The following is a 22,194-nucleotide window of genomic DNA, read 5'->3' on the forward strand; positions in this document are numbered from 1 at the left end:
ATGGCTGCCGGGCAACGTCTGTTCGTCAAGGTCACCCGCGATTCCCTGCCCCAGGTGAAGGACAAGTATCCGTTCCTGTACCTGGAGCGCGGCCGGCTGGAGATCGACGACAGCAGCATCAAGTGGATCGATGCCGACAACAACGTGGTGCCTCTGCCGGTGGCGACGCTCAATGCGCTGCTGCTGGGACCGGGCACCACGGTCACCCACGATGCGGTCAAGACTGCGGTATCGGCCAACTGCTCGATCTGCTGGGTGGGGGAGGACAGCCTGCTGTTCTATGCGGCGGGCTTTTTGCCGACGGCAGACACCCGCAACCTGAAGCAGCAGATCGAGCTGGCTTCGGATGCGCAAAAGTCGCTGGAGGTGGCGCAGCGGATGTTTGCCCGGAGGTTCCCCGATGCCGAGCTGAAGGGCAAGAGCCTGCAGGAAATGATGGGCATGGAGGGCTATCGGGTGCGTGCCCTGTACCAGCAGAAGGCCGAGGAGTATCAGGTCGGCTGGAAGGGGCGCCAGTTCACGCCGGGCAAATTCGAACTGGGCGACGTGACCAACCAGGTACTGACCGCCACCAATGCGGCGTTGTACGGCATCCTCTGCTCGGCGGTCCATAGCATGGGCTACTCGCCGCACATCGGCTTCATCCACTCTGGCAGCCCGCTGCCGTTCATCTACGACCTGGCTGATCTGTACAAGGAGACATTGTGTATCGATCTGGCCTTTTCGCTCACCCGGGACCTGGCCGGCCGCTACGACAAGCACAAAGTATCGGCAGCGTTCCGTCAGCGGGTGATCGAAACGGAGCTGCTGGCCAGGGTCGGAGAAGACATCCAGGACATGTTCGGAGTGAGCCATGCTTGTCGTCGTCGCAAATGACCTGCCGCCCGCCGTGCGAGGAAGGATGAAGCTTTGGTTCATCGAGCCGCGGCCCAATGTGTTCGTCTCCGGAGTCAAGGACTCGGTGGCCACCACGGTCATCGAGTACCTGTACAAGCATTGCCCGCCCGAGTCGGGGCTGGTGATGTTCCGCTCCCTGCCACGGCCTCCCGGCTACGAGATCAGAACCATAGGCCCGCCCCGAAAGCCGATGACGAGTATCTCGGGTCTGCAACTGGTTATGGAAACCCTTGCATCGGCGTAATTGGCATATCTTGTATCTGCAGCCGGGCTCATTAACAATCTGTTGGTGTCTTCCCCACGTCCGTGGGGGTGTTTCTCGAAGCTGCGGCGACTCCGATCGCTGCCATCGGTCTTCCCCACGTCCGTGGGGGTGTTTCCGATTGATCCGCTCGGCGCTGTGGTTTGCGGTCGTCTTCCCCACGTCCGTGGGGGTGTTTCCGTCTTGTCGCCGCCGACCGGTAGCGCCCAGGTGTCTTCCCCACGTCCGTGGGGGTGTTTCCTTGAGATCCTGCTTCAGCTGGCGGATGCGCTCGTCTTCCCCACGTCCGTGGGGGTGTTTCTCCCGATTGACCGCCAGCACGTCGGCGAAGAGAGTCTTCCCCACGTCCGTGGGGGTGTTTCCGAAGTCATGTATCCATTCGGCTTGCGGTGCAGGTCTTCCCCACGTCCGTGGGGGTGTTTCTACCTCTCCAGCGTCAGCGGTGCCGCTCTTCAGGTCTTCCCCACGTCCGTGGGGGTGTTTCCACATCACGAAGCCGAGCAAGCAGTGACTTGGCGTCTTCCCCACGTCCGTGGGGGTGTTTCTGGACTACATCGTGCCCGGACTGGGCGGATCGGGTCTTCCCCACGTCCGTGGGGGTGTTTCCTACACGCTCAACGCCAAGGGCGGCTCGATCGAGTCTTCCCCACGTCCGTGGGGGTGTTTCCTTTTTCGACACAAGTAGGTTACTGTTCCGGCGGTCTTCCCCACGTCCGTGGGGGTGTTTCCATCGGATGCTGGGTGATCAGGTAGATATCGAAGTCTTCCCCACGTCCGTGGGGGTGTTTCCGCCTACGGGCGGTGCATCGTATGTACCCGGCGGTCTTCCCCACGTCCGTGGGGGTGTTTCCTTCACGTCGACGCCGTCGCCGAGCTTGCCAGGGTCTTCCCCACGTCCGTGGGGGTGTTTCCACGACAAGCGGCGTTTGCATGATGGGCTGCTGGTCTTCCCCACGTCCGTGGGGGTGTTTCGAGGTCACGAACCGGGGGACGCTCTCGAAGTCCGTCTTCCCCACGTCCGTGGGGGTGTTTCCCCGTCAGTCAAGCGGACGCGATGGAGCCGCGCGTCTTCCCCACGTCCGTGGGGGTGTTTCCTGCGCCGCCTGGCCGGGCTGGGCCAGATCGAGGTCTTCCCCACGTCCGTGGGGGTGTTTCCGACACGCCGCTCCCAATCAACGCGACGGTGACGTCTTCCCCACGTCCGTGGGGGTGTTTCCAAGCACCACAGTACAGCGCCGGAATTCGGCACGTCTTCCCCACGTCCGTGGGGGTGTTTCCGGGTTGAGTGCGGTGACGTTGCTCATGGTGTCGTCTTCCCCACGTCCGTGGGGGTGTTTCCGCGCCCTCTTCGCCCTGCCAGTCGGCGGCAAGGTCTTCCCCACGTCCGTGGGGGTGTTTCCGTCTGGCGCCGATCGGGCGGCCCGGAGATGCCGTCTTCCCCACGTCCGTGGGGGTGTTTCTGACCAGCCGTGCGATACGGCGAAAGAGACCGAGTCTTCCCCACGTCCGTGGGGGTGTTTCCGCATGGTCGGCGTAGGCGATGAGACGGAACTGGTCTTCCCCACGTCCGTGGGGGTGTTTCCATCCCCGCCGGGCATATCGACGAATTCCCCCGGTCTTCCCCACGTCCGTGGGGGTGTTTCTCCAGCATTGCGCTGCCAGGCATTCAGAGCAAGGTCTTCCCCACGTCCGTGGGGGTGTTTCCGGATGTGTTCGTTCGCGCAGGGCCGCCATCCGGTCTTCCCCACGTCCGTGGGGGTGTTTCTCAAACATGCCGCCGAGCAGGTCGCGCTCTGTGGTCTTCCCCACGTCCGTGGGGGTGTTTCTCCACCGAGGGGACGAGGTTCATCTTGATCACCGTCTTCCCCACGTCCGTGGGGGTGTTTCCGACCTTAGTCACTTCGTCGTAAACCTCAGCAGGTCTTCCCCACGTCCGTGGGGGTGTTTCTAAGGCTTGGTGTCGGTGCTAGATTGCTCGGACGTCTTCCCCACGTCCGTGGGGGTGTTTCCGACCACGAAGGATCAGGCCGGGAACACGATTTGTCTTCCCCACGTCCGTGGGGGTGTTTCTGTGCCGCGCTTTTCCAAGCGATGCAGCAGGAAGTCTTCCCCACGTCCGTGGGGGTGTTTCCCCATAAAGTGCTTTACACACGCGCCAAATGAGGTCTTCCCCACGTCCGTGGGGGTGTTTCCAAGGTAAGCGGTAACTGCCCGGCGTCCTTGCCTACTTCGAGATTTCGAAGAGATCGGATCGCAGCGGATTGGCCGCGAAGTGTTGCTTCCACAGCCTTGGGGTGAGCTGCGCCACGTTGGCGGCCGGATGCTGGCCGATGCGCTGGAGCACATCGACCAGGTACGTATAGGGGTCGATGTCGTGCAGGCGGCAGGTGGCGATCAGACTCTGCGCGATGCCCACGTACTTTGCCCCGACCTCGGTCCAGCAGAAGAGCCAGTTGCGACGGCCCATCGGCACCACGCGTAGCGCCCGCTCCAGATGGTTGGTGTCGATCGGCACCTCGGGATCGGAGAGGTACACCTCGAGGGCGGCCCGGCGCTCGCGCACGTACGCCATGGCGGTGGTGAGCGGTGAGCTGGGCAACAGGCCCTGGGATTCGAACTGGGCGTCGACCCAGGCGAAGAACTGCTGGAGCACGGGCTTGGCCTGCGCGAGCCGATGCGCGCGGCGTGCCTCACCGACGAGCCTGGCCTCGCGGATGTGCTTCTCCACCGCGTACAGTTTTCCGATCATCTCCAGCGCCTGGCCCGCACGCTCGGGCTCGAGCGCCTGCGCATCGAAGAACTTCCTCCTCGAGTGCGCCCAGCATTGCGCGTGCGTGAGCCCGCATTTTTCCGCGTAGCGTTCGTAGGCCGCATAGCCATCGGTAAGCAGCACCGCCCCCTCGGGCGGCGGGTCGGTGCCCAGGGTCTGCGCAATGTGCTTGCCACTGCGCCCCTCGTGATAGGCGAAGCAGATTTCGTCACGCTCGCCATAGACCGGCCAGAAGTAGCCGCCCTTCATCTTGCCCGGGCCGGCCCGGCCGGCCTTGATCGGGGTCTCGTCCATCGCCTTGATGCGGCTCGCGCGGATCGAGTCGAGTTGGGCCGTAAAGATGGGTTCGAGCAGCGACAGCGCCCCGTGAGTGAGCTGCGTGAGCCACGGGCGCGAAACCTTGATGCCGTTGTCCCCGAGCCGCTGGTGCTGGCGGTACAGCGGCTGGTGGTAGCAGAACTTGTCGGTGATGAGCCCGGCGACGAAGCTCACATCGGCGCGGCTGCCGCGAATCACCCCCTCGGGTGCCGCCGGGCAGGAAATCGCCTGGGTGTCGAGGCGCTTGATCACCGGACGCACATACTTGAGGATCACGTAGCTGCCCGGGCGCTGTGCCAGGCGGTGACTGACCTTCTCGCCGATCACCTCGAACTGGTCGGCGGTGAGCCCGTCGATTTCCGGGTTCGCCACGGCGATGGTCTCGACCGGCACGCGGGCTTCGTCGAAGAACAGCGCCGATGCGTCGCCCGCCGCGTAATCGGTGGTGCGGGCCCGGCGGGTGTGGGCGGCGATGTCCTTGGCAGGGGGCGGCGGCGAGGATTCGGGCACCGGCAACTCGCCCAGGTTCATCTGATGCGGGCTCGCATCGACGATGCGCTTCTCGCTCTTCGCCCCGAAGAGCTGGCGCCGGAACCACTCGATCTGATGCTTCATCGCCTGGAACTCGAGCTGCAGGGCATCGAGTTGGCGGGCGGCGGCCGCGTTCGCCTGGGCCAGTGCGACGATTTGCTCGGGCGCCCAGCGGGCGGCCTCGGCGGGCGTCGGAACGGTCAGCGAAACGGGCGTCGTCATGGCCGGAATTTTACCGTAAAACCCAGCATTCATGCGGGCTTGGCGGCCACTTCCGGGAGCTTGAAACGGCGCTTGAAGCGCGCCGGCTCGATGCCTTCGAGCAACAGCTTCAGCCCGGTCCAGTCCATCTGGCGAGTGAGCACCCGCGACCAGTCGGACACGAACCGTCCCTGCTCGAGGCGCTTGGCCCACACGCAAAAGCCGCTGCGATCCCAGTACAGCACCTTCATCTGCGTGCCGCGCCGGTTGATGAACACGAACAGCTCGCCCGACAGCGGATCGCACCCAAGTGCGTGGCGGGTGAGCGCGTACAGCCCATCGAAGGACTTGCGCATGTCAACCGGGCGGCCATAGACATGCACCCGCACCGCCCCTTCGGGGAAGAACATCAGCCGCGCACCAGATGCAGCACGACACCGCCACCCAGATCGAGCTTGAGCTCGAGCCGGCCTGCACCGCCGCCAACGTCGACCAGGCCCGCATCGACAAAGCCCGCACGAGCGCACGCATCGCCGCGATCGGCGACGCTCGACGCCTCACCGGCCAGCAGGCCGCGCCAGCGCTCGAAACTCGACTTGCTCAAGCCCTCGCTGTCGCAGAACTGCCGGATGCTCAGACCGCTTGCCGCAAAGCGATCGAACACCGCCCGCCATTCCTCGTGGCCGCGTCGCCGCCATTTGCTCCTCACCGTCGATGCCATCACTGCCAATCCCGTCGTCGTTGAACATGGCGAGAATTATTCAACGATCGCTACGCCGCGAGAAGGACGCCGCTCAGTTACCGGTTACTTTCCAAGGGCGCGAATCCGGCGAAAAGCTGCGATCCGTCTTCCCCACGTCCGTGGGGGTGTTTCCCCCCAGTCGTTACCTGCCGGTTCGCTCTTCATGTCTTCCCCACGTCCGTGGGGGTGTTTCGTTACCTGGGCGCACTATGTCAAATAAGAATCGGTCTTCCCCACGTCCGTGGGGGTGTTTCCGAGGCGACTATCGTGGCCCTTGCCCTTCCGGGGTCTTCCCCACGTCCGTGGGGGTGTTTCCGGGATGCTGGATCGTGATCGAGCCACAAGGCGGTCTTCCCCACGTCCGTGGGGGTGTTTCCCCTAGCCCCGCTCTTTCGCCAGCAATGGCGCTGTCTTCCCCACGTCCGTGGGGGTGTTTCCGACATGCGCACGCCACGGCACCATGCGCCGTAGTCTTCCCCACGTCCGTGGGGGTGTTTCCGACATGCGCACGCCACGGCACCATGCGCCGTAGTCTTCCCCACGTCCGTGGGGGTGTTTCCGCGTTCTGATCGTGTGACGTTGAATAGCGGTCGTCTTCCCCACGTCCGTGGGGGTGTTTCTACCGAGTTCTGGGTGCGCTTCGAGGGCCTCAAGTCTTCCCCACGTCCGTGGGGGTGTTTCCCATGACGCCCGCCGACCCTATCGCGGAACTGGGTCTTCCCCACGTCCGTGGGGGTGTTTCTTCCCATCTCGTGCTGAAGAGCTGCCGTGATGAGTCTTCCCCACGTCCGTGGGGGTGTTTCCGCGCTTCGCCGGCAAGGCTACTCGGTCGATTGGGTCTTCCCCACGTCCGTGGGGGTGTTTCCAAAAGCGCCTCGCCACCGACTTCATCGACCGCGTCTTCCCCACGTCCGTGGGGGTGTTTCCGAAGTTATCGACCTCCCCGCCCAAACCGGCACGTCTTCCCCACGTCCGTGGGGGTGTTTCCGCCGCCTGCGCCGCCTGTACGAATCCGTTGAAGTCTTCCCCACGTCCGTGGGGGTGTTTCGCCGGTGGTGGCGGATGGGGCGGCCTTCCCTGTGTCTTCCCCACGTCCGTGGGGGTGTTTCCGGTAAGTAGCTGGGCTGTTTGCATCGGCGGAAGTCTTCCCCACGTCCGTGGGGGTGTTTCCCTCGTCCCAGTCCCAGGTCAGGTGCTCTTCGAGTCTTCCCCACGTCCGTGTGTCACCGACCGGCACATTGGAGCCAGTTGGTGATCGGCACAATAGGGCCACCGTGTGATCGGCACATTGAGGCCACCTCCGGATCGGCACATTGGAGCCAGCGCCGGATCGGCATAATGAGGCCAGTTTTGTTCTGACGGACGTCTCGAACTTGAGCGCGCCATGGCTACCCTTCAGCCTTTTTGTTCGGCAGGAGGGAGGCGATGGCCCGCAGGAGCATCGAGATGTACGAGTACCGCCAGGCCCTGATGCGCATGCGCCAGGGCGACTCCGAGCGCGAGATCGCGCGCTCGAAACTGATGGGTCGCACCAAGGCGGCCCGGTTCCGGGCGTTGGCCCAGCTTCAGGGCTGGCTCGACCCCGAGCGCCCCCTGCCCGAGGACGCCGAGATCGCCGCTGCGCTCGGGCAACCGAAGCTGCCGGCGACGGCCCGGTCTTCGATTGCCGTGTACCGGCCGCTGGTCGAGCAGTGGCACGCGCAGGGGGTGTCCGGCGTGGTGATCCACGCCACGCTCAAGCGCGAGCACGGTTTCACCGGGCACTACTCGAGCGTGCGCCGGCTGATCGCCCAGATCGGCCGCGAGCAGCCGCCGCAGACTACGGTGCGCCTCACGTTCGCACCAGGCGAGGCCGCCCAGGTGGATTTCGGTGCCGGCCCGCAACTGGTCGATCCCGCCACGGGCGCGATCCGCCGCAGCTGGGCGTTCGTGATGACGCTGTGCTTCTCGCGTCACCAGTACGTGGAGTTCGTCTGGGACCAGAGCGTGCGCACCTGGCTCGGCTGCCACCGCCGCGCCTTCGAGTGGTTCGGCGCCGTGCCCGCGCGGCTGATCATCGACAACGCCAAGTGCGCGATCACCCGCGCCTGCATGCACGACCCCCAGGTGCAGCGCGCCTACGCCGAGTGTGCCGAGGGCTACGGCTTTCGGATCGACGCCTGCCCGCCGCACGATCCGCAGAAGAAGGGCATCGTGGAGGCTGGGGTCAAGTACGTGAAGGGCAACTTCCTGCCCACGCGCAGCTTCCGTGATTCGGCCGATCTGAACGCCCAGGTGCGCGACTGGGTGATGAAGGAAGCCGGACTGCGCATTCACGGCACCACCCGCGTGCGCCCGCTCGACACCTTCGCGGTCGAACGCAGCACCCTGCTGCCGCTCCCCGCGGTGCCGCCGGACCTGGGCACCTGGCATGCCGTGACGGTCCATCGCGACTGCCACGTCAGCTTCGAGCGCGCGCTGTACTCGGTGCCGTTCGCGCTGGTGGGCAAGCCGTTGTGGCTGCGCGCCACCGACGCCGTGGTCACCGTCTATCACGACTTCAAGCCCGTCGCCACGCACGCCCGCGCTCGGCGCCCCGGCGAGCGGCGCACTGTCGCCGACCACCTTCCGGTGGCCGCCCAGCGCTTCTTCGCGCACGACCGCAGCTGGTGTGTGCAGCAGGCCGGCGAGATCGGGCAGGCCTGCGCACAACTGATCGGACGGCTGCTCGAAGACCGCATCAGTGAGCGGCTGCGCGCCGCTCAGGGTGTCATCGCGCTCAAAGCCCAGTACGGCGCCGCGCGGCTCGAGGCCGCCTGCGAGCGCGCGCTCGCCCACGACAGCCCGCACTACCGCACCGTCAAGACCATCCTCGCCGGGGGTCACGACCTCGCCCCGGTGAGCACGATCACCCCCGAACCCTATGCCGGCCGTGCCCGCTTTGCGCGCGCCACCGCGTCGCTGTTTGCCGACGACGGCCCCACGTTTCACTGACCCGGGTGCAGCCCGCACCCGCTTTACTCAAGGAGCCACTCACCATGAACCCTGCCACGGAACTCGCGCCGCAACTCAAGCAGTTGCGCCTGTCCGGCATCCTCGATTCGCTCGACGCCCGCAACCGCCAGGCCATCGACGCCAAACTCGCCTACACGGAATTCCTCGCCCTGCTGATCCAGGACGAGATCGCCCGGCGCGAGCAGAAGAAGTTCAGCACGCGGCTGCGACGCGCCGCCTTCCGGGCCACCAAGACGCTCGAAGGCTTCGAGTTCGACCGGCTGCCCTCGACCAACCGCGCCCTGGTCCATGACCTCGCCACCGGGCGCTACATCGATGAGCGCGCCCCGGTGTTGATCGTCGGCCCCTGCGGCACCGGCAAGAGTCATCTGGCGCAGGCGCTCGGGCACTGCGCCGTGCGCCAGGGCCACGACGTCGTCTTCGCCTCCTGCGCACAACTGCTTGCCAGCCTGAACGCCGCGCGGGCGGTCGGCACCTACGACCGAAAGCTGCAGCAACTGGCCCGCGTTCCGGTGCTCATCATCGACGACTTCGGCCTCAAGCCCCTGCGCGCGCCCGCCGACGAGGATCTGCACGATCTCATCGCCGAGCGCTACGAGCGCGCCGCCACCATCGTCACCAGCAACCTCGACTTCACCGAGTGGGACCAGGCGTTCCCGGGCAACCGGCTGCTGGCTTCGGCCACCGTCGATCGACTGCGCCACAACGCCTACTGCCTCACCCTCGACGGCGCCTCCTACCGCGCGCCGCGGCAGGGGCCAGGCCGGGCGAAAAACGCTCTTGCCGGCACCCCGAAGAACATCCATTCTTGACCCCCCCAACGACGTCCGTCAGAGCCCCATTCACGTGGCTTCTATATGCCGATCATCGGTGGCCCTATTGTGCCGGTCAGTGACACCGTGGGGGTGTTTCTACTTACCCGATGCGCTACCAGATGTTTAGCTCGTCTTCCCCACGTCCGTGGGGGTGTTTCCATCATGACCACCACCACCACCACCACCACCACCACCACCACGTCTTCCCCACGTCCGTGGGGGTGTTTCCGATGACGCTCATCGCCACGGTCCCCGGATGTCGTCTTCCCCACGTCCGTGGGGGTGTTTCTGCTTACGTCAGCTACATCCCGTTTGACATCCGGTCTTCCCCACGTCCGTGGGGGTGTTTCGAACAAGCGCGGGCTGGCTGTGCTCGTCATCGAGTCTTCCCCACGTCCGTGGGGGTGTTTCTGAACGTCACGAACCGCATCACGCACGACTGCCGTCTTCCCCACGTCCGTGGGGGTGTTTCTCTCCTGCGTGGTGATCGTGCTGACCAGCTGGCGTCTTCCCCACGTCCGTGGGGGTGTTTCCACTGGCAAACGCGCCATTGTGGCGCGGTGAAGGTCTTCCCCACGTCCGTGGGGGTGTTTCTCCTTCCGCCCGAAGGCAGCGCTGGCATCCGCCGTCTTCCCCACGTCCGTGGGGGTGTTTCTCATCAAAACCGCCGCACCCCAAAAGACCGCATGTCTTCCCCACGTCCGTGGGGGTGTTTCTGTCGTAGCCCTGCCCTTCCATGTCATCGGCGGGTCTTCCCCACGTCCGTGGGGGTGTTTCCCGCCCACGACAGATTCACGGTTATACCAGCAGGTCTTCCCCACGTCCGTGGGGGTGTTTCCGATGCGTTGCGGCATCGGCCAGGACAGATAGAGTCTTCCCCACGTCCGTGGGGGTGTTTCCGACCGGCTCGGCGCCACCTCGCGCAGCGCCTAGTCTTCCCCACGTCCGTGGGGGTGTTTCTAGGCCCGCGCTTGTCGGCTTGCTCTGGTGAATGTCTTCCCCACGTCCGTGGGGGTGTTTCCAAGCGCGCGATTGCCAATCTGTGCGGGTGCTCGTCTTCCCCAATCCGGGTGGTGTTTCTACGGCGGAGTTCGAGCTTACCTCGGAGGACGGTTCCGATGCGAGCTAGGGGTTGGCGTTTTTCAACTTCAGCGCCCGAAATTCGGCACTTTGTGAATGAATTTCGAGTGTCGTGAAGATTTTTCGAGTCCAGCGGGCGAGGGGGCGGATACGAACATCGGGTTGCCAGGATCGGTCTTGTCCGCACGGATGAGATTGAGCACAGCCTTCTTGAGCAGCGAGAGGTTCTGCGGTGCGTTGTCCTTGCGGATCATGCAGTCGTTGTCAATGTCGATTTAAAGCTGCACGACGCCGCTCGCCTGCGCCTTCTCGTCGCTATAGGCCCGTACCCGCCCCGCGCGGCTTGCCGTACCAGCGGAAGCGCTCGGTCACCTCGGCCATTTCCGCCGCCGACAGCAGTACCGGGCTGCCGAGCTGGAGGGTGCGCCAGTACTGCTCGCACAGGGTTTCGAATTCGATCGCCAGCGCCAGCGCATGGGTCAGGTCGCGGCCGAACACGACCATGCCGTGGTTGGCCAGCAGGCAGGCGTTGCGCTCGTGCAGCGCGGCCACCGTGGCGTCCGACAAGGCCTGGGTGCCGAAGGTGGCGTAGGGCGCGCAGCGGACGGTGGTCCCGCCGAAGCGCGCGATCATGTAGTGGAAGGGCGGGATGTCGAGGCGCTGGCAGGCGAGTGCGGTGGCGAACGGGGCGTGGGCGTGGAGGATCGCGCCGGCGGCGGGAAAGGCGGCGTAGAGGTCGCGGTGCAGCAGCCACTCGGAGGACGGGGCGAGCGCTCCGAGGGGGCGGCCGTCGGCGTCGACGATCACCATGTCGTCGGCGGTGCAGCGTGGCACCGGCAGTCCGCTGGGGGTGATCAGCATGCGCGGCGCGCGGCGGTGGCCGTCCGCATCGGGGCGGGGCTCGTCCAGGCGCACGCTGGCGTTGCCGGCGGTGCCGACGTTGAGGCGGGCTTCGCCCATCGCCCGCATCGTGCCGAGGAGGGCGTCGCGCAGCGCCGGGAGATCGGCCGCTTTCATCGCCGCCGCCTTCATCGTGCCTGCTCCGGATAGAGCGCGGCGAGGCGCCCGGGGGCGGTGATCCCGCGCTCGGTGACGATGCCGGCGATCAGCGCCGCCGGGGTCACGTCGAAGGCCGGGTTGGCGGCGCGGGTCGCGGGAGGGGCGAGGCTCAGTTCGGCGATCGTGGCGTCGTCGGCGAGGCCGCGGATGCGGCAGACCTCGTCGGCGCCGCGGTCCTCGATCGGGATCGAACGGCCGTCCGGGCAGCCGAAATCGAGCGTCGAATGCGGCGCGGCGATGTAGAAGGGCACGCCGGCGGCGTGCGCGGCGAGCGCCTTCAGATAGGTGCCGACCTTGTTCGCGGTGTCGCCGTTGGCGGCGATGCGGTCGGCGCCGGTGATCACGAGGTCGACTTCGCCGCGCATCAGCAGCAGGCCGGCGGCGTTGTCGGCGATCAGCGTGTGCGGCACGCTGGCGGCGCGCAGCTCCCAGGCGGTGAGCAGGCCCTGGTTGCGCGGGCGGGTTTCGCTGACCACCACCTCGACCGCGATGCCGGCCGCCTGGGCGGCGTAGACCGGGGCGAGCGCGGTGCCGGCGCCGCAGGTGGCGAGCCAGCCGGCGTTGCAGTGGGTCATCAGGCGCACCGGGCCGGGGCGGCGGGCGGTGATGGCGGCGATCAGCGCCAGGCCGTGGCGGCCGATGGCGTCGCAGGTCGCGGCGTCGTCGGTGCGGATCGCCTCGGCTTCGGCCCAGGCCGCGGCGCGGCGGGCGGGCGCCGGCAGCGGACGTAGCACGTCCGCCATGCGCGCCAGTGCCCAGTGCAGGTTCACCGCGGTCGGGCGGGTGGCGCCGAGCACGGCGAGAGCGTGTTCGAGCACGGCGTCGTCGGCGCCGCCGCGGGCGAGGGCGAGGGCGACGCCGAAGGCGGCGGTGGCGCCGATCAGCGGCGCGCCGCGCACCTGCATGTGGCGGATCGCGTCGGCGGCGGCGTCGAGCGTGGCGAGGGCGACGGTTGCGCTGCGAAACGGCAGCAGGGTCTGGTCGAGGATGACGAGCGTGTCGGCCTCGCGGCGCAGGGTGGGAAGCGGTTGTACGAACATGGGGCGGGCGGTTGTCGGGGTGGGTTGTCCGGTGGGCTGCGGCAGCGTTCAGACCCGGCGCAGGCGTTCGCCGGCGGCGGCGAGCGTGGCCTCGTTCTTGGCGAAGCAGAAGCGCACCACGCGCTCGTCGCGGCCGTCGGCGAAGAACGCCGACAGCGGGATCGCGGCGACGCCGATGTCGCGGGTCAGGTATTCGCAGAAGGCGGTGTCGGGCAGCGTCGAGATCGCGCCGAAGCGGGCGAGCTGGAAATAGGTGCCGCGCGAGGGCAGCAGCTCGAAGCGCGTGCCAGCCAGCGCGTCGCGGAAAAAGTCGCGCTTGGCCTGGTAGAAGGCGGCCAGCCCGAGGTGGCGCGCAGGTTCGCTCATGTAGTCGGCCAGCGCGAGCTGGACCGGGGTGTTCACGGTGAACACGTTGAACTGGTGCACCTTGCGGAATTCGGCCATCAGCGCGCGCGGCGCCAGGATGTAGCCGACCTTCCAGCCGGTGATGTGGTAGGTCTTGCCGAAGCTCGACACCACGAAGCTGCGCGCGGCCAGTTCCGGGTGGCGGGCGCAGCTGGCGTGGGTGGCGCCGTCGAAGACGATGTGCTCGTAGACCTCGTCGGCGACGACGACGATGGCGGTGTCGCGCACGAGCGCGGCGAGGCGGTCGAGATCGTCCGCGGTCCACACCGTGGCGGTGGGGTTGTGCGGCGTGTTGATCATGATCATCCGCGTGCGCGGGGTGATCGCCGCGGCCACCGCGGCCCAGTCCGGGCGGTAGTCGGGGGCGGCGAGCTGCAGGCGCACGACGGTGCCGCCGGCCAGTTCGATCGCCGGCGCGTACGAGTCGTACACCGGCTCGAACACGATCACTTCGTCGCCCGGGCGGACACAGGCGGTGACCGCGGTGAACAGCGCCTGGGTGGCGCCGGCGGTGACCGTGATCTCGTGCTCGACGTCGTAGCGGGTGCCGTACAAGGCCTCGACCTTGGCCGCGATCGCCGCGCGCAGCGCCAGGCAGCCGGCCATCGGCGCGTACTGGTTGTGGCCGCTGCGCATCCAGTGAGCGACGTGCTCGAACAGGACGTCCTCGGCGTTGAAGTCGGGAAAGCCCTGGGACAGGTTGATCGCGCCGCATTCCTGGGCGAGGCGCGACATCACGGTGAAGATGGTCGTACCGGTTTCAGCAAGCTCGGGGCGGGGTGCAAACCACTGTTTTTCCATGTTTTCATCCAGAAACGGGAAGGTTCGAAGCGCCCCGAAGCCGAGCTTCCGGGCGCTCACCGAAGCTGGCCATTCTTTCGCAATCGACGGACTTGAAAGAGTATTACCCGGCAGGATCTCGCTCGGAGTAGCCGGCCTCCCGCTGGCTGCGTATCGCCAGCACGAACACCGTATCAATCTCGGGCACATAGCGATACAAGGCCACATACCCATGTGAACGACGGCCAATCACCAGTTCGCGCTTGGCATCCGCCACCAGACGACCGATCAACGGGTTCTGCACCAGAATTTCCAAGGCAGCAATGATTTCGCCAATGCGCTGCCCAGGATTTTCCACCTCATAGCTGGCCAGATGATCGAGGATGCGATCAAAATCTTCTGCAACCTCCGGTGCCAACTCGATGCAGGACACCTTCAGGGCGCCAGCTTGCGCGCAACGGGGCGCGTCGCCGCCTTGCCGGCCATGCGCGCTTCCAGATAGCCGCGCATTTCCTGCCACGGGATGGTCTTGCCAGTGGCCACAATGCGGGCATAGCGAGCTTCCGCTACCGCATCGAAATCGGCACGACGTTCCGCTTGCTCGGTCTTCTCGGCGATCGCTTCGAGAATGAAGCCATGAGCCGTCGTTCCGGCGTGCTTTGCAGCAGCTGCAACCCGGGCTTTCAGGTCATCCGGCAGGCGAATGGTGGTCGTGGACATGTCGAACTCCAAATGTGGCATCCGAGCGCAATGTAGCACATTTGTGCTACATTGTACAAATTAGCGTCCAGCCTTCAACGTCCGTCGCCGAGCTTCCAGGTGACCACAGAAGCTGACCATGCTGTCCGCCGGGGTTCGACGTGCGCCGACTTTGCACGGCGCACGTCGAACTCGGGTGGCCTGTCATCCGCGGCGGGCAGGTACGGGTCGAGGGCGGCTCGGTTCGGGAGTCGGACGCGAAGCCGACATCGTCGCAAACCCGGGCCCTTCGTCGGCGGGCGGCAGGAGGGCGCATGCTAAAATCGCCTCCCTTTCCTCTGCCGCCGGCGCCGGCCGTGCGCCGCTCCAACCGTGCGCAATCTGCTCATCCTCATCCTCGTTTTCATCGGCATCTGGTGGCTGCGTGGCGCCGTGCGGCGCTTCAAGCAGCAGGGCGGGGCGAAGGCGGCGCGGCGCCCGGCCGGCGCGGAACGCATGCTCGAATGTGCGCACTGCGGGGTCAACGTGCCCGAGTCCGACGGGGTGCGCGCGGACGGCGTGTTCTACTGCTGCGAGCAGCACCGCCGCGCCGGGCCGCGCCTGGATTGAGGTCGGTGATGGGGGCGGCTCCGGCGGTCGAGTTCGAGCATGCGCGGCGGGCCTCGCTGCGCTATCTGAACCTGTTCCGCCTGGTCATCGCCGGCCTGTTCCTGGTGGCCGGGCGCGAACTGGGGCTGGGTAGCGAAAACCCGTCCGTCTTCCGCCTCGCCGCACTCGGCTACCTGGGTGCCGTCCTCGCCCTCGGCTTTCCCGATGCGATGCGGCGCTTCGGCTCCGAGCGCGTGATCCTGCTGCAGGTGGTCGTCGATGTGCTCGCCCTGTCGGCGATCATGTGGGTCAGCGGCGGTTATCGCAGCGGCATGCCGGTGCTGATGATGGTGGTGCTCGCCGGCGCCGGGCTGGTCTTTGCCGGGCGGATGGTGCTGTTCTTCGCCGCGCTCGCGACCCTGGCGGTGCTGCTCGAAAATGCCTGGCGCCTGGCGGCGGGGCGGCAGTCGGTCGAGTTCTTCCAGGTCGGGCTCTTTTGCGCCGGCTTTTTCGGCATTGCCCTCGTCGCCCGCCTGCTCGCCCTGCGCGCCCAGGCCAACGCCTCGCTCGCCGCCGAGCGCGGCGAGGCGCTCGCCAACCAGCAGGCGGTCAATGAGCACATCATCCGCGACCTGCCCGACGGGGTGATCGTGGTCGATGCCGGCGGGCGCATCCGCCAGGCCAACCCGCGCGCGGTCGAGCTGCTCGGCATGGCGCCGGCTGCGGCCGAGGCGCTCGAGGGGCGGGTGCTGGTCGAACTCGACGCCGCCTTCGGGCCGGCGTTGTCGAGGGCGGGGGCGGAAGATGGGGGCGAAGCGGAGGCGGGCGCCGGGACGCTTCAGGCGGCGGTGCCGGGGAGGATGCTGCGATCGACGGTGTCCGGCCGCCTGCTGCGCTGCCGGGCGGTGGCGGGGGCGTCCGCCAGCGCCGCGGCGGGCGATACCTTGCTCTACCTGACCGATTTCGAGGACATCCAGCGCCAGCTGCAGCAGATCAAGCTCGCCGCGCTCGGCCGCCTGACCGCGAGCATCGCGCACGAGATCCGCAACCCGCTGTCGGCGGTGATCCAGGCCGCCGAGCTGCTGGGCGAGGAGCGGCGCCAGGAGGTGCAGGCCCGCCTGGTGCGCATCATCAACGACAATGCCCAGCGCATCGAGCGCATGGTGCGCGATGTGCTCGCCCTCGGCCGGCGCGAGCAGGCCCTGCCCGAGGCGCTGGCGCTGGCCGCATTCGTGCGCGAGCTGGTCGAGGCGCGGGTGTTCCGCAATGCCGCCGAGCACGCGGTGTATGCAGTCGATATCGATCCGGCGCTGACCCTGGCAATCGACCGTGCCCATCTGCACCAGATCCTCGACAACCTGCTCGCCAATGCCTGCCGTCACGGTTCGGGGGCGCCCGCTTCGGTCCGCCTGTGGGCACAGGCCTTGCCCGGCGAACGTGTCGCGGTGCACGTGTGCGACGATGGCCCCGGGCTGGACGAAGCCGCGCGGGCGCACCTGTTCGAACCCTTTTTCACCACCCACCCCAAGGGCACCGGGCTCGGCCTGTACATCGCCCGCGAACTCGCCGAAGCCAACGACGCCACGCTCGAGCTCGCGGCGAGCGGCGCGGGGGCCGATTTCATGCTGACCGGACGCATCACGCCATGAACACCGTCGAACGCCGTAACCGCCCGCGCACCGTCGACGTCCTCGTCGTCGATGACGAGGAGGACATCCGCGAGCTGCTCGAACTGTCCCTGCTGCGGATGGGCCTGGGCTGCGACACCGCGGGCTCGCTGGAGGAGGCGCGCGCCTTGCTCGATGCGCGGCGCTATCGCCTGTGCCTGACCGACATGCGCCTGCCCGACGGCGACGGGCTGAGCCTGGTCGAATACATCCAGGCCCGCCATGCCGGCCTGCCGGTGGCGGTGATCAGCGCCTTCGGCAGCATCGAAGCGGCGATCCGCGCGCTCAAGCTCGGTGCCTTTGATTTCGTCACCAAACCGGTCGAACTCAAGGCCTTGCGCGAACTCGTGCACCATGCGCTGAGCCTGCGCCCCGAGCCCGCGGCAGCGCCGGCCGGCGATGCGCGGATGCTGGTCGGCGACTCGCCCGCCTTCGCCCAGCTGCGCGGCCAGGCCGAGAAGCTGGCGCGCAACCAGGCGCCGGTGTTCATCTACGGCGAGTCGGGCACCGGCAAGGAGGTGGTCGCCCGCTTCATCCACCGCCTCGGGCCGCGCGCGGCCGCGCCTTTCGTCCCGGTCAACTGCGGCGCGATCTCCCCGGAGCTGATGGAGAGCGAATTCTTCGGCTACCGCAAGGGCAGCTTCACCGGCGCCGCAACCGACAAGGAAGGCCTGTTCCAGGCCGCCCGCAGCGGCACGCTGTTCCTCGATGAAATCGGCGAGCTGCCGCTGGCGATGCAGGTCAAGCTGCTGCGCGCGATCCAGGAGCGCGCGGTGCGCCCGGTGGGCGCGCATGCCGAGGAGCCGGTCGATGTCCGCATCCTCTCCGCCTCGCACCAGGACCTCGGACGGCTGGTGGCCGAGGGGCGCTTCCGCCAGGACCTGTTCTTCCGCATCAACGTCATCGCCCTGCGCGTGCCGCCGCTGCGCGAACGGCGCGAGGATATTCCCGCGCTGGCAGCGCACATCCTTGCCCGCCTCGCCGAGCGCGAGGGGCGCGCGCCGCGGCAACTGTCCGTGGCGGCGCTCCAGGTGCTGCTCGAGCACCCTTTCCAGGGCAATGTGCGCGAGCTGGAAAACCTGCTCGAGCGCGCCTGTGCGCTGTGCGAGGGCGAGCGCATCGAGGCCGCCGACATCGAGCTCCATCCGGGGGCGAGCGTGTCGGGCTGGCTCACCGAGAGCGCTTTCGGCTTCAATCCGACGGCCACCTGGGTTGCGCCGGCGCGCTTCGAGCGCGCCTCCGGGGCCGAGGGACGGGAAGGGGAGCACGCCCGGGAGCAGGTGCGCGTGGTCCGTGTCCTCGAGCAGGCGCGCTGGAACCATGACGCCGCGGCGCGCAGCCTCGGCCTCAGCGTCGCCCAGCTGCGCTACCGCCTGCGCCAGTGGGGGATGGAATGAGGCCGCGTGGAGCTGCCGCTGCGTGGCCGGGGCTTCAGCCTGCCGGCGAGGGGTTGAGCAGCTGACGGAATTTGCGGAACTCCTCTTCCGAGGGGAGCAGCCGGTCTACCCGTCGCGCCCGGCGCGCGCGCAGCGGCATGCGCGACGGGCCGCGCCCCGCGAGCGCAGCCTCGAACGCCTGCCGCGACAGGTGCAGCAGCACCGCAGGGGCACCCACCCGCGGGCAGATCCGCTCTTCACCGGCGAGCCGGAAGCCGAATACGCGCTGGTGAAAGCGCGCGTGGCGCGGATGGACTTCGATGAAGATGTCGCTCATGTGGCCGGTGAGCTGGGCCAGGGTGTAGAGCGCCTGGAGCAGGCCCGCCAGGGCATCGTAGGAGGCCGCGTCGGGCGCGATCGCGAGCCGGGTGATCTCGCTGACGCGGGCGCCGCGCTGGCGTACGGCATCGATTTCATCGTGATACAGGGCGTCGGCGAGCAGGCCGGCGCCGCAGTCCATGCGCAGTGTCAGGGTGGCGGCGGCGTGGCCGTTGCGCAGGGCGGCGACGATCAGGTCGCGCCCGTCCGGGGGGGTGACATGCACGCCGTAAGGGATGAGGCCGCGGGCGGCGTACATGCGCTCGACCAAGGCGGCGGTCTGGCGCTGCAGCGGGTCGCAGCCGTTGGCGATCCGGACCAGGTAGCCGTTGCGCTCGATGGTGAGTGCGGGGGGCGGCGGAAGCGCGTGGTCGGGGCAGTCGGCGGCGGCGTGCCCGCAGAGGTCATCGGGCGTGGTGAGAATGCCGGGAGAAGGCGACTCGAGGACCGTTGCAGCGGAAAGTCCGGACGGGGGTTGGGAAGGCTGCATCGGCGCGGTCGGCCCTTGAAAGGGGTTCGGTTCGGGGGGTGAGTGCTGCCTTGCAGTGTGCCGGAATCGGGGCGAGGATGGTATCGCCGTCGCGGGCATGTGGCGGGAATCGCTTCACTGTCTGTGCCGAGCGGGGTTGCGGCGCCGGACTGCGGGGCGGCCGCCGCGGCCGCCGCGGACGACGCTGACGACCATCGTGACGATGAACAGCGCCAGTGCCGCGGTGTTGGCGAGCGCGCCCCACTGGCGCAGGGCGAGGCTGTCGCCGAAGCTGCCGGCAATGCGCACCGCGAGCGAGGCGTGGAGGAGCAGGAGGGGAAGATAGAACGCCGGGTGGTAGGGGATCTTCACCTTCGCCACTGCCGGGAAGATGATGGGTGCATGGCCGAAGACCATCGCGAAGACGAACCCCAGGGTGATCGCATGAAGGGCGATGTCGTGGAGCGCGTGGCCCGGCGCGAAGCCGCCGGCCAGACCGGCGAGGGCGCCGGCGGCCAGCCACAGGTAGCCCGACAGCAGGCACAGGGCGATGAAGCGGGTGAGCCCGCGCTGGCGCGCGTTGTGGCGGGCGATGTCGAATGCCAGCAGCCAGGCCGCGAGCGCCAGCAGGCCGGCGGCGAACAGGGTCAGCCCGGCTGCGCTGTGCACGGTCGCGAGCAGCGCGCCGGCGAGGACGAGGATGACGGCGGCGATGAAACTGGGCGGTGCGGCGCGGCGGGCGGGGAGAAAGCGGGTCAGTTCGAGGCGTTCGCCGGCGATCGTGAGAACGAGGAAGGCGAGCCAGAACGAGACTGCAGAGTGCAGTCCGGCGCCGGCCAACCAGGCCAGGTTGCCCAGCAGCCAGCACGCCGCGCCGACCGCCAGCATCACGGTGAACAGCGCGAACTGACGCTGCACGACACGCACGCTGCCGAGTAGCAGCACCAGGGAGGCGGCGGTGAACAGGGACTGCGCCGCCCACAGCGGCCCGCCGGCCAGCAGCACCATGCCGCCGATGCCGGCCGCGGCGGGGGCGAGGTAGGCCCACAGGCTGGCGAGGGCGACCGCCCGTTCGAGACTGATGACGGCGCCGAAAAAGGCACAGACCATCAGCGCCGCATGGCTGCCGGCCTGGGCCGCGCCGAAGGCCGGCACGGAGAATCCCAGCCGGGCGAGGCCGGCAAGCACGCCGGTGAGCAGCGACAGCAAGGCGAACACGAGCAGCGGAATGCGGGCGGGCGGGGAAAGGTCGCGGGTCATGCCGTAGTCGGGCTCCGGGAGGGGCGGGAGGGTGTTGTCCGGGCCGGGGAGGCGGCGCCAGGCATCGTGGTGCGAATTCTGTGCCGGGGAAGCGCGGCGGTCGCCGTGTTACTGGCCCCAGCCGAAATGGTCGCGCGCTTCGACTGCCATCTTGTCCGGGCTCCAGGGCGGCTCCCACACCAGGTCGATGCGGATCTGGATATCGGCGGACAAGACCGCGTCCAGCGCGGCGTGGGCCTCATCGACGATCATGTCGCCGAGCGGGCACGCGGGAGAGGTCATGGTCATGTCGATATGCACCGCTCCGGGGGTGCAGTCGATGCGATAGACGAGGCCGAGATCGACGATGTTCATGCCGACTTCGGGGTCCATGACCTGGCGCAAGGCCTGGCGGACGTCGTCGGGGTCGGGAGTGGGGGCAGTGTTCATGGTCTTCGGGCGGGACAAGAGGCAGGAGGGCCGATGATGGATCACATCGCCCCCCTCATCAAGCGCGGCGCCGCGCCGCGCAGTAGAATCCGGGCCGTGGCCACGGACCGGGGCAGGTGCCGTGGCAGCCCCTGTCCCCCTACGCCCGAGGAGTCCCATGACAGATACTGCGCTGCAACAAGAGATCGCTCCCGCCCGCAAGGCCGAAATCCTCGCCGAGGCGCTGCCCTACATCAAGCGCTTCTTCGATAAGACCATTGTCATCAAGTACGGCGGCAACGCGATGACCGATCCGCACCTCAAGGACTGCTTCGCGCGCGACGTCGTGCTGCTCAAGCTGGTCGGCCTGAACCCGGTGGTGGTGCACGGCGGCGGCCCCCAGATCGAGAACCTGCTCGCGCGCGTCGGCAAGAAGGGCGAGTTCATCCAGGGCATGCGGGTGACCGACGCCGAGACCATGGAAGTGGTCGAGATGGTGCTCGGCGGCCAGGTGAACAAGGAGATCGTCAATCTCATCAACAAGCATGGCGGCAAGGCCGTGGGCCTCACCGGCAAGGACGCCGGCTTCATCCGTGCGAAGAAGCTGCTGATGCAGCGCCAGGATGCGCCTGAGGGCGACCTCATCGATGTCGGCCAGGTGGGCGAGATCACCGGCATCGACCCGAGCCTGATCGCTTTCCTCGACCAGGGCGATTTCATTCCGGTGATCGCGCCGATCGGGGTGGGGGCGGAAGGCGAGACCTACAACATCAACGCCGACGTGGTCGCGGGCAAGCTGGCCGAGATCCTGAAGGCGGAAAAGCTGGTGTTGCTGACCAATACGCCAGGGGTGCTGGACAAGGCCGGCAACCTGCTGACCGGGCTGACGCCGCGCCAGATCGAGGATCTCGTCGCCGACGGCACGCTGTCGGGGGGAATGCTGCCGAAGATCGGCTCGGCGCTTGATGCGGCGCGCAACGGGGTGAAGTCGGTGCACATCATCGATGGTCGGGTGGAACACTGCCTGCTGCTCGAAATCCTCACCGACCACGGCGTCGGCACCATGATCAAGAGCAAGTAGCCCGGGCGGGCGAGGCGCTGCGCTCCCCGGCCCGGGGGGTACGGCTGGGCGTGCGCGGTTACGCGTGCGACAGGCGGCGGACGAAATCCACCACCGTGCCGACGGTGGCGAACGAGCTGCCGTCGACTTCGTCATCCGGCACTTCGATGCCGAACCGGGTTTCGATTTCCTGGATGACGGCGATCACCGCCATCGAGTCCAGTTCTGCCAGGCTGCCGAGCAGAGGGGTGTCGGCATCGAAGTTCAGTGCCCGACCATCGAGGCAGAGCACCTCGTCGAGCAGCGACAGCACTTCTTCGTGAATCTCCAAGGGACGCTCTCCGCATAAGGGCAAAGAGGGCGCGGTCGACTGTGCGGCCGGCGCCCGGACGCGC

21 protein-coding genes and 3 CRISPR repeat arrays are annotated in these 22,194 nt (G+C 67.6%); of the genes, 8 read left to right on the forward strand and 13 right to left on the reverse strand.

Translation table 11 applies throughout. The features are described from left to right. Both cas1e and cas2e read left to right on the forward strand, forming a co-directional pair. The gene (gene cas1e, locus Tchl_RS08995; protein WP_075148110.1) at window positions 1-876 is read left to right on the forward strand and encodes a type I-E CRISPR-associated endonuclease Cas1e; all 876 of its coding nucleotides are present in this window, start codon (window positions 1-3) and stop codon (window positions 874-876) included. Next, entirely contained in the window at window positions 854-1,141 is a 288-nt protein-coding gene (cas2e, locus tag Tchl_RS09000; protein WP_075148111.1) for a type I-E CRISPR-associated endoribonuclease Cas2e, read from the forward strand. Before cas1e ends, cas2e begins: the two co-directional genes overlap by 23 nt. A gap of 47 nt (window positions 1,142-1,188) precedes the next feature. After that, window positions 1,189-3,351: a CRISPR direct-repeat array (repeat unit 28 nt; unit sequence GTCTTCCCCACGTCCGTGGGGGTGTTTC). A 32-nt stretch (window positions 3,352-3,383) separates the two neighbouring features. Here the strand turns inward: cas2e and tnpC are convergent. Genes tnpC through tnpA form a run of 3 tightly spaced genes read right to left on the reverse strand, consistent with a single transcriptional unit; the run spans window position 3,384 to window position 5,700 of the window. After that, window positions 3,384-5,000 carry an IS66 family transposase gene (tnpC, locus tag Tchl_RS09005; protein ID WP_075146702.1) on the reverse strand — a complete coding sequence of 539 codons (1,617 nt, stop codon included), beginning with the start codon at window positions 4,998-5,000 and terminating at the stop codon, window positions 3,384-3,386. A gap of 29 nt (window positions 5,001-5,029) precedes the next feature. Continuing rightward, entirely contained in the window at window positions 5,030-5,389 is a 360-nt protein-coding gene (gene tnpB / locus Tchl_RS09010; RefSeq protein WP_083945075.1) for an IS66 family insertion sequence element accessory protein TnpB, read from the reverse strand. After that, the gene (gene tnpA / locus Tchl_RS09015; protein WP_075146703.1) at window positions 5,389-5,700 is read right to left on the reverse strand and encodes an IS66 family insertion sequence element accessory protein TnpA; all 312 of its coding nucleotides are present in this window, start codon (window positions 5,698-5,700) and stop codon (window positions 5,389-5,391) included. The genes tnpB and tnpA overlap by 1 nt, the downstream gene beginning before the upstream one ends. A gap of 125 nt (window positions 5,701-5,825) precedes the next feature. Then, window positions 5,826-6,891: a CRISPR direct-repeat array (repeat unit 28 nt; unit sequence GTCTTCCCCACGTCCGTGGGGGTGTTTC). Window positions 6,892-7,167: 276 nt separating this feature from the next. On the opposite strand from tnpA, the gene istA reads away from it, so the two are divergent. After that, window positions 7,168-8,694, forward strand: a complete 1,527-nt coding sequence (istA, locus tag Tchl_RS09020) for an IS21 family transposase (protein WP_075149663.1) — start codon at window positions 7,168-7,170, stop codon at window positions 8,692-8,694. A 44-nt stretch (window positions 8,695-8,738) separates the two neighbouring features. Beyond that, on the forward strand, window positions 8,739-9,527 hold the full coding sequence (gene istB, locus Tchl_RS09025) for an IS21-like element helper ATPase IstB (protein WP_075148112.1): 789 nt from the start codon (window positions 8,739-8,741) through the stop codon (window positions 9,525-9,527). Window positions 9,528-9,660: 133 nt separating this feature from the next. Continuing rightward, window positions 9,661-10,551: direct repeats of the CRISPR family, unit length 28 nt; unit sequence GTCTTCCCCACGTCCGTGGGGGTGTTTC. 127 nt (window positions 10,552-10,678) lie between these two features. On the opposite strand, the gene Tchl_RS09030 is transcribed toward istB, so the two are convergent. From Tchl_RS09030 to Tchl_RS09055, 6 genes are all read right to left on the reverse strand, one after another. Then, entirely contained in the window at window positions 10,679-10,864 is a 186-nt protein-coding gene (locus Tchl_RS09030; protein ID WP_075148113.1) for a hypothetical protein, read from the reverse strand. Window positions 10,865-10,925: 61 nt separating this feature from the next. Next, complete coding sequence (locus Tchl_RS09035) at window positions 10,926-11,627, reverse strand: class II aldolase/adducin family protein (protein ID WP_075149664.1); 702 nt, start codon at window positions 11,625-11,627, stop codon at window positions 10,926-10,928. 11 nt (window positions 11,628-11,638) lie between these two features. Then, on the reverse strand, window positions 11,639-12,709 hold the full coding sequence (gene mtnA / locus Tchl_RS09040) for an S-methyl-5-thioribose-1-phosphate isomerase (RefSeq protein ID WP_075148114.1): 1,071 nt from the start codon (window positions 12,707-12,709) through the stop codon (window positions 11,639-11,641). Window positions 12,710-12,757: 48 nt separating this feature from the next. Further along, window positions 12,758-13,915, reverse strand: a complete 1,158-nt coding sequence (locus tag Tchl_RS09045; RefSeq protein ID WP_075148115.1) for a pyridoxal phosphate-dependent aminotransferase — start codon at window positions 13,913-13,915, stop codon at window positions 12,758-12,760. A 103-nt stretch (window positions 13,916-14,018) separates the two neighbouring features. After that, complete coding sequence (locus Tchl_RS09050; RefSeq protein WP_075148116.1) at window positions 14,019-14,327, reverse strand: type II toxin-antitoxin system RelE/ParE family toxin; 309 nt, start codon at window positions 14,325-14,327, stop codon at window positions 14,019-14,021. Between the two features lie 2 nt (window positions 14,328-14,329). Further along, window positions 14,330-14,614 carry a CopG family transcriptional regulator gene (locus Tchl_RS09055; protein WP_075149665.1) on the reverse strand — a complete coding sequence of 95 codons (285 nt, stop codon included), beginning with the start codon at window positions 14,612-14,614 and terminating at the stop codon, window positions 14,330-14,332. A gap of 351 nt (window positions 14,615-14,965) precedes the next feature. Here Tchl_RS09055 and Tchl_RS09060 point away from each other — a divergent pair, with 351 nt between their 5' ends. From Tchl_RS09060 to Tchl_RS09070, 3 genes are read left to right on the forward strand one after another with little or no spacing between them, the layout of a single operon-like run. Continuing rightward, window positions 14,966-15,202, forward strand: a complete 237-nt coding sequence (locus Tchl_RS09060; protein WP_075148117.1) for a PP0621 family protein — start codon at window positions 14,966-14,968, stop codon at window positions 15,200-15,202. 8 nt (window positions 15,203-15,210) lie between these two features. Continuing rightward, complete coding sequence (locus Tchl_RS09065; protein ID WP_075148118.1) at window positions 15,211-16,830, forward strand: sensor histidine kinase; 1,620 nt, start codon at window positions 15,211-15,213, stop codon at window positions 16,828-16,830. After that, entirely contained in the window at window positions 16,827-18,245 is a 1,419-nt protein-coding gene (locus Tchl_RS09070; RefSeq protein ID WP_075148119.1) for a sigma-54-dependent transcriptional regulator, read from the forward strand. Before Tchl_RS09065 ends, Tchl_RS09070 begins: the two co-directional genes overlap by 4 nt. Window positions 18,246-18,279: 34 nt before the next feature. Here the strand turns inward: Tchl_RS09070 and Tchl_RS09075 are convergent, their stop codons facing one another. The 3 genes from Tchl_RS09075 to Tchl_RS09085 all read right to left on the reverse strand — a co-directional run bounded on the left by Tchl_RS09075 (window position 18,280) and on the right by Tchl_RS09085 (window position 20,760). Then, window positions 18,280-19,092 carry an N-acyl amino acid synthase FeeM domain-containing protein gene (locus tag Tchl_RS09075; protein WP_232311555.1) on the reverse strand — a complete coding sequence of 271 codons (813 nt, stop codon included), beginning with the start codon at window positions 19,090-19,092 and terminating at the stop codon, window positions 18,280-18,282. 114 nt (window positions 19,093-19,206) lie between these two features. Then, a complete protein-coding gene (locus tag Tchl_RS09080; RefSeq protein WP_075148120.1) occupies window positions 19,207-20,331 on the reverse strand; it encodes a hypothetical protein in 1,125 nt (374 codons plus the stop codon). A 108-nt stretch (window positions 20,332-20,439) separates the two neighbouring features. Beyond that, complete coding sequence (locus tag Tchl_RS09085) at window positions 20,440-20,760, reverse strand: metal-sulfur cluster assembly factor (protein WP_075148121.1); 321 nt, start codon at window positions 20,758-20,760, stop codon at window positions 20,440-20,442. A 157-nt stretch (window positions 20,761-20,917) separates the two neighbouring features. Between Tchl_RS09085 and argB the strand changes: the two genes are divergently transcribed. Further along, a complete protein-coding gene (gene argB, locus Tchl_RS09090; RefSeq protein ID WP_075148122.1) occupies window positions 20,918-21,820 on the forward strand; it encodes an acetylglutamate kinase in 903 nt (300 codons plus the stop codon). 58 nt (window positions 21,821-21,878) lie between these two features. Here argB and Tchl_RS09095 read toward each other — a convergent pair whose 3' ends face one another. Further along, window positions 21,879-22,130, reverse strand: coding sequence for an acyl carrier protein (locus tag Tchl_RS09095; protein ID WP_075148123.1), 252 nt, complete (start codon window positions 22,128-22,130; stop codon window positions 21,879-21,881). Between the last annotated feature and the right edge of the window lie 64 nt (window positions 22,131-22,194).

The sequence above is a fragment of the Thauera chlorobenzoica genome (assembly GCF_001922305.1).
Lineage (GTDB): Bacteria > Pseudomonadota > Gammaproteobacteria > Burkholderiales > Rhodocyclaceae > Thauera > Thauera chlorobenzoica.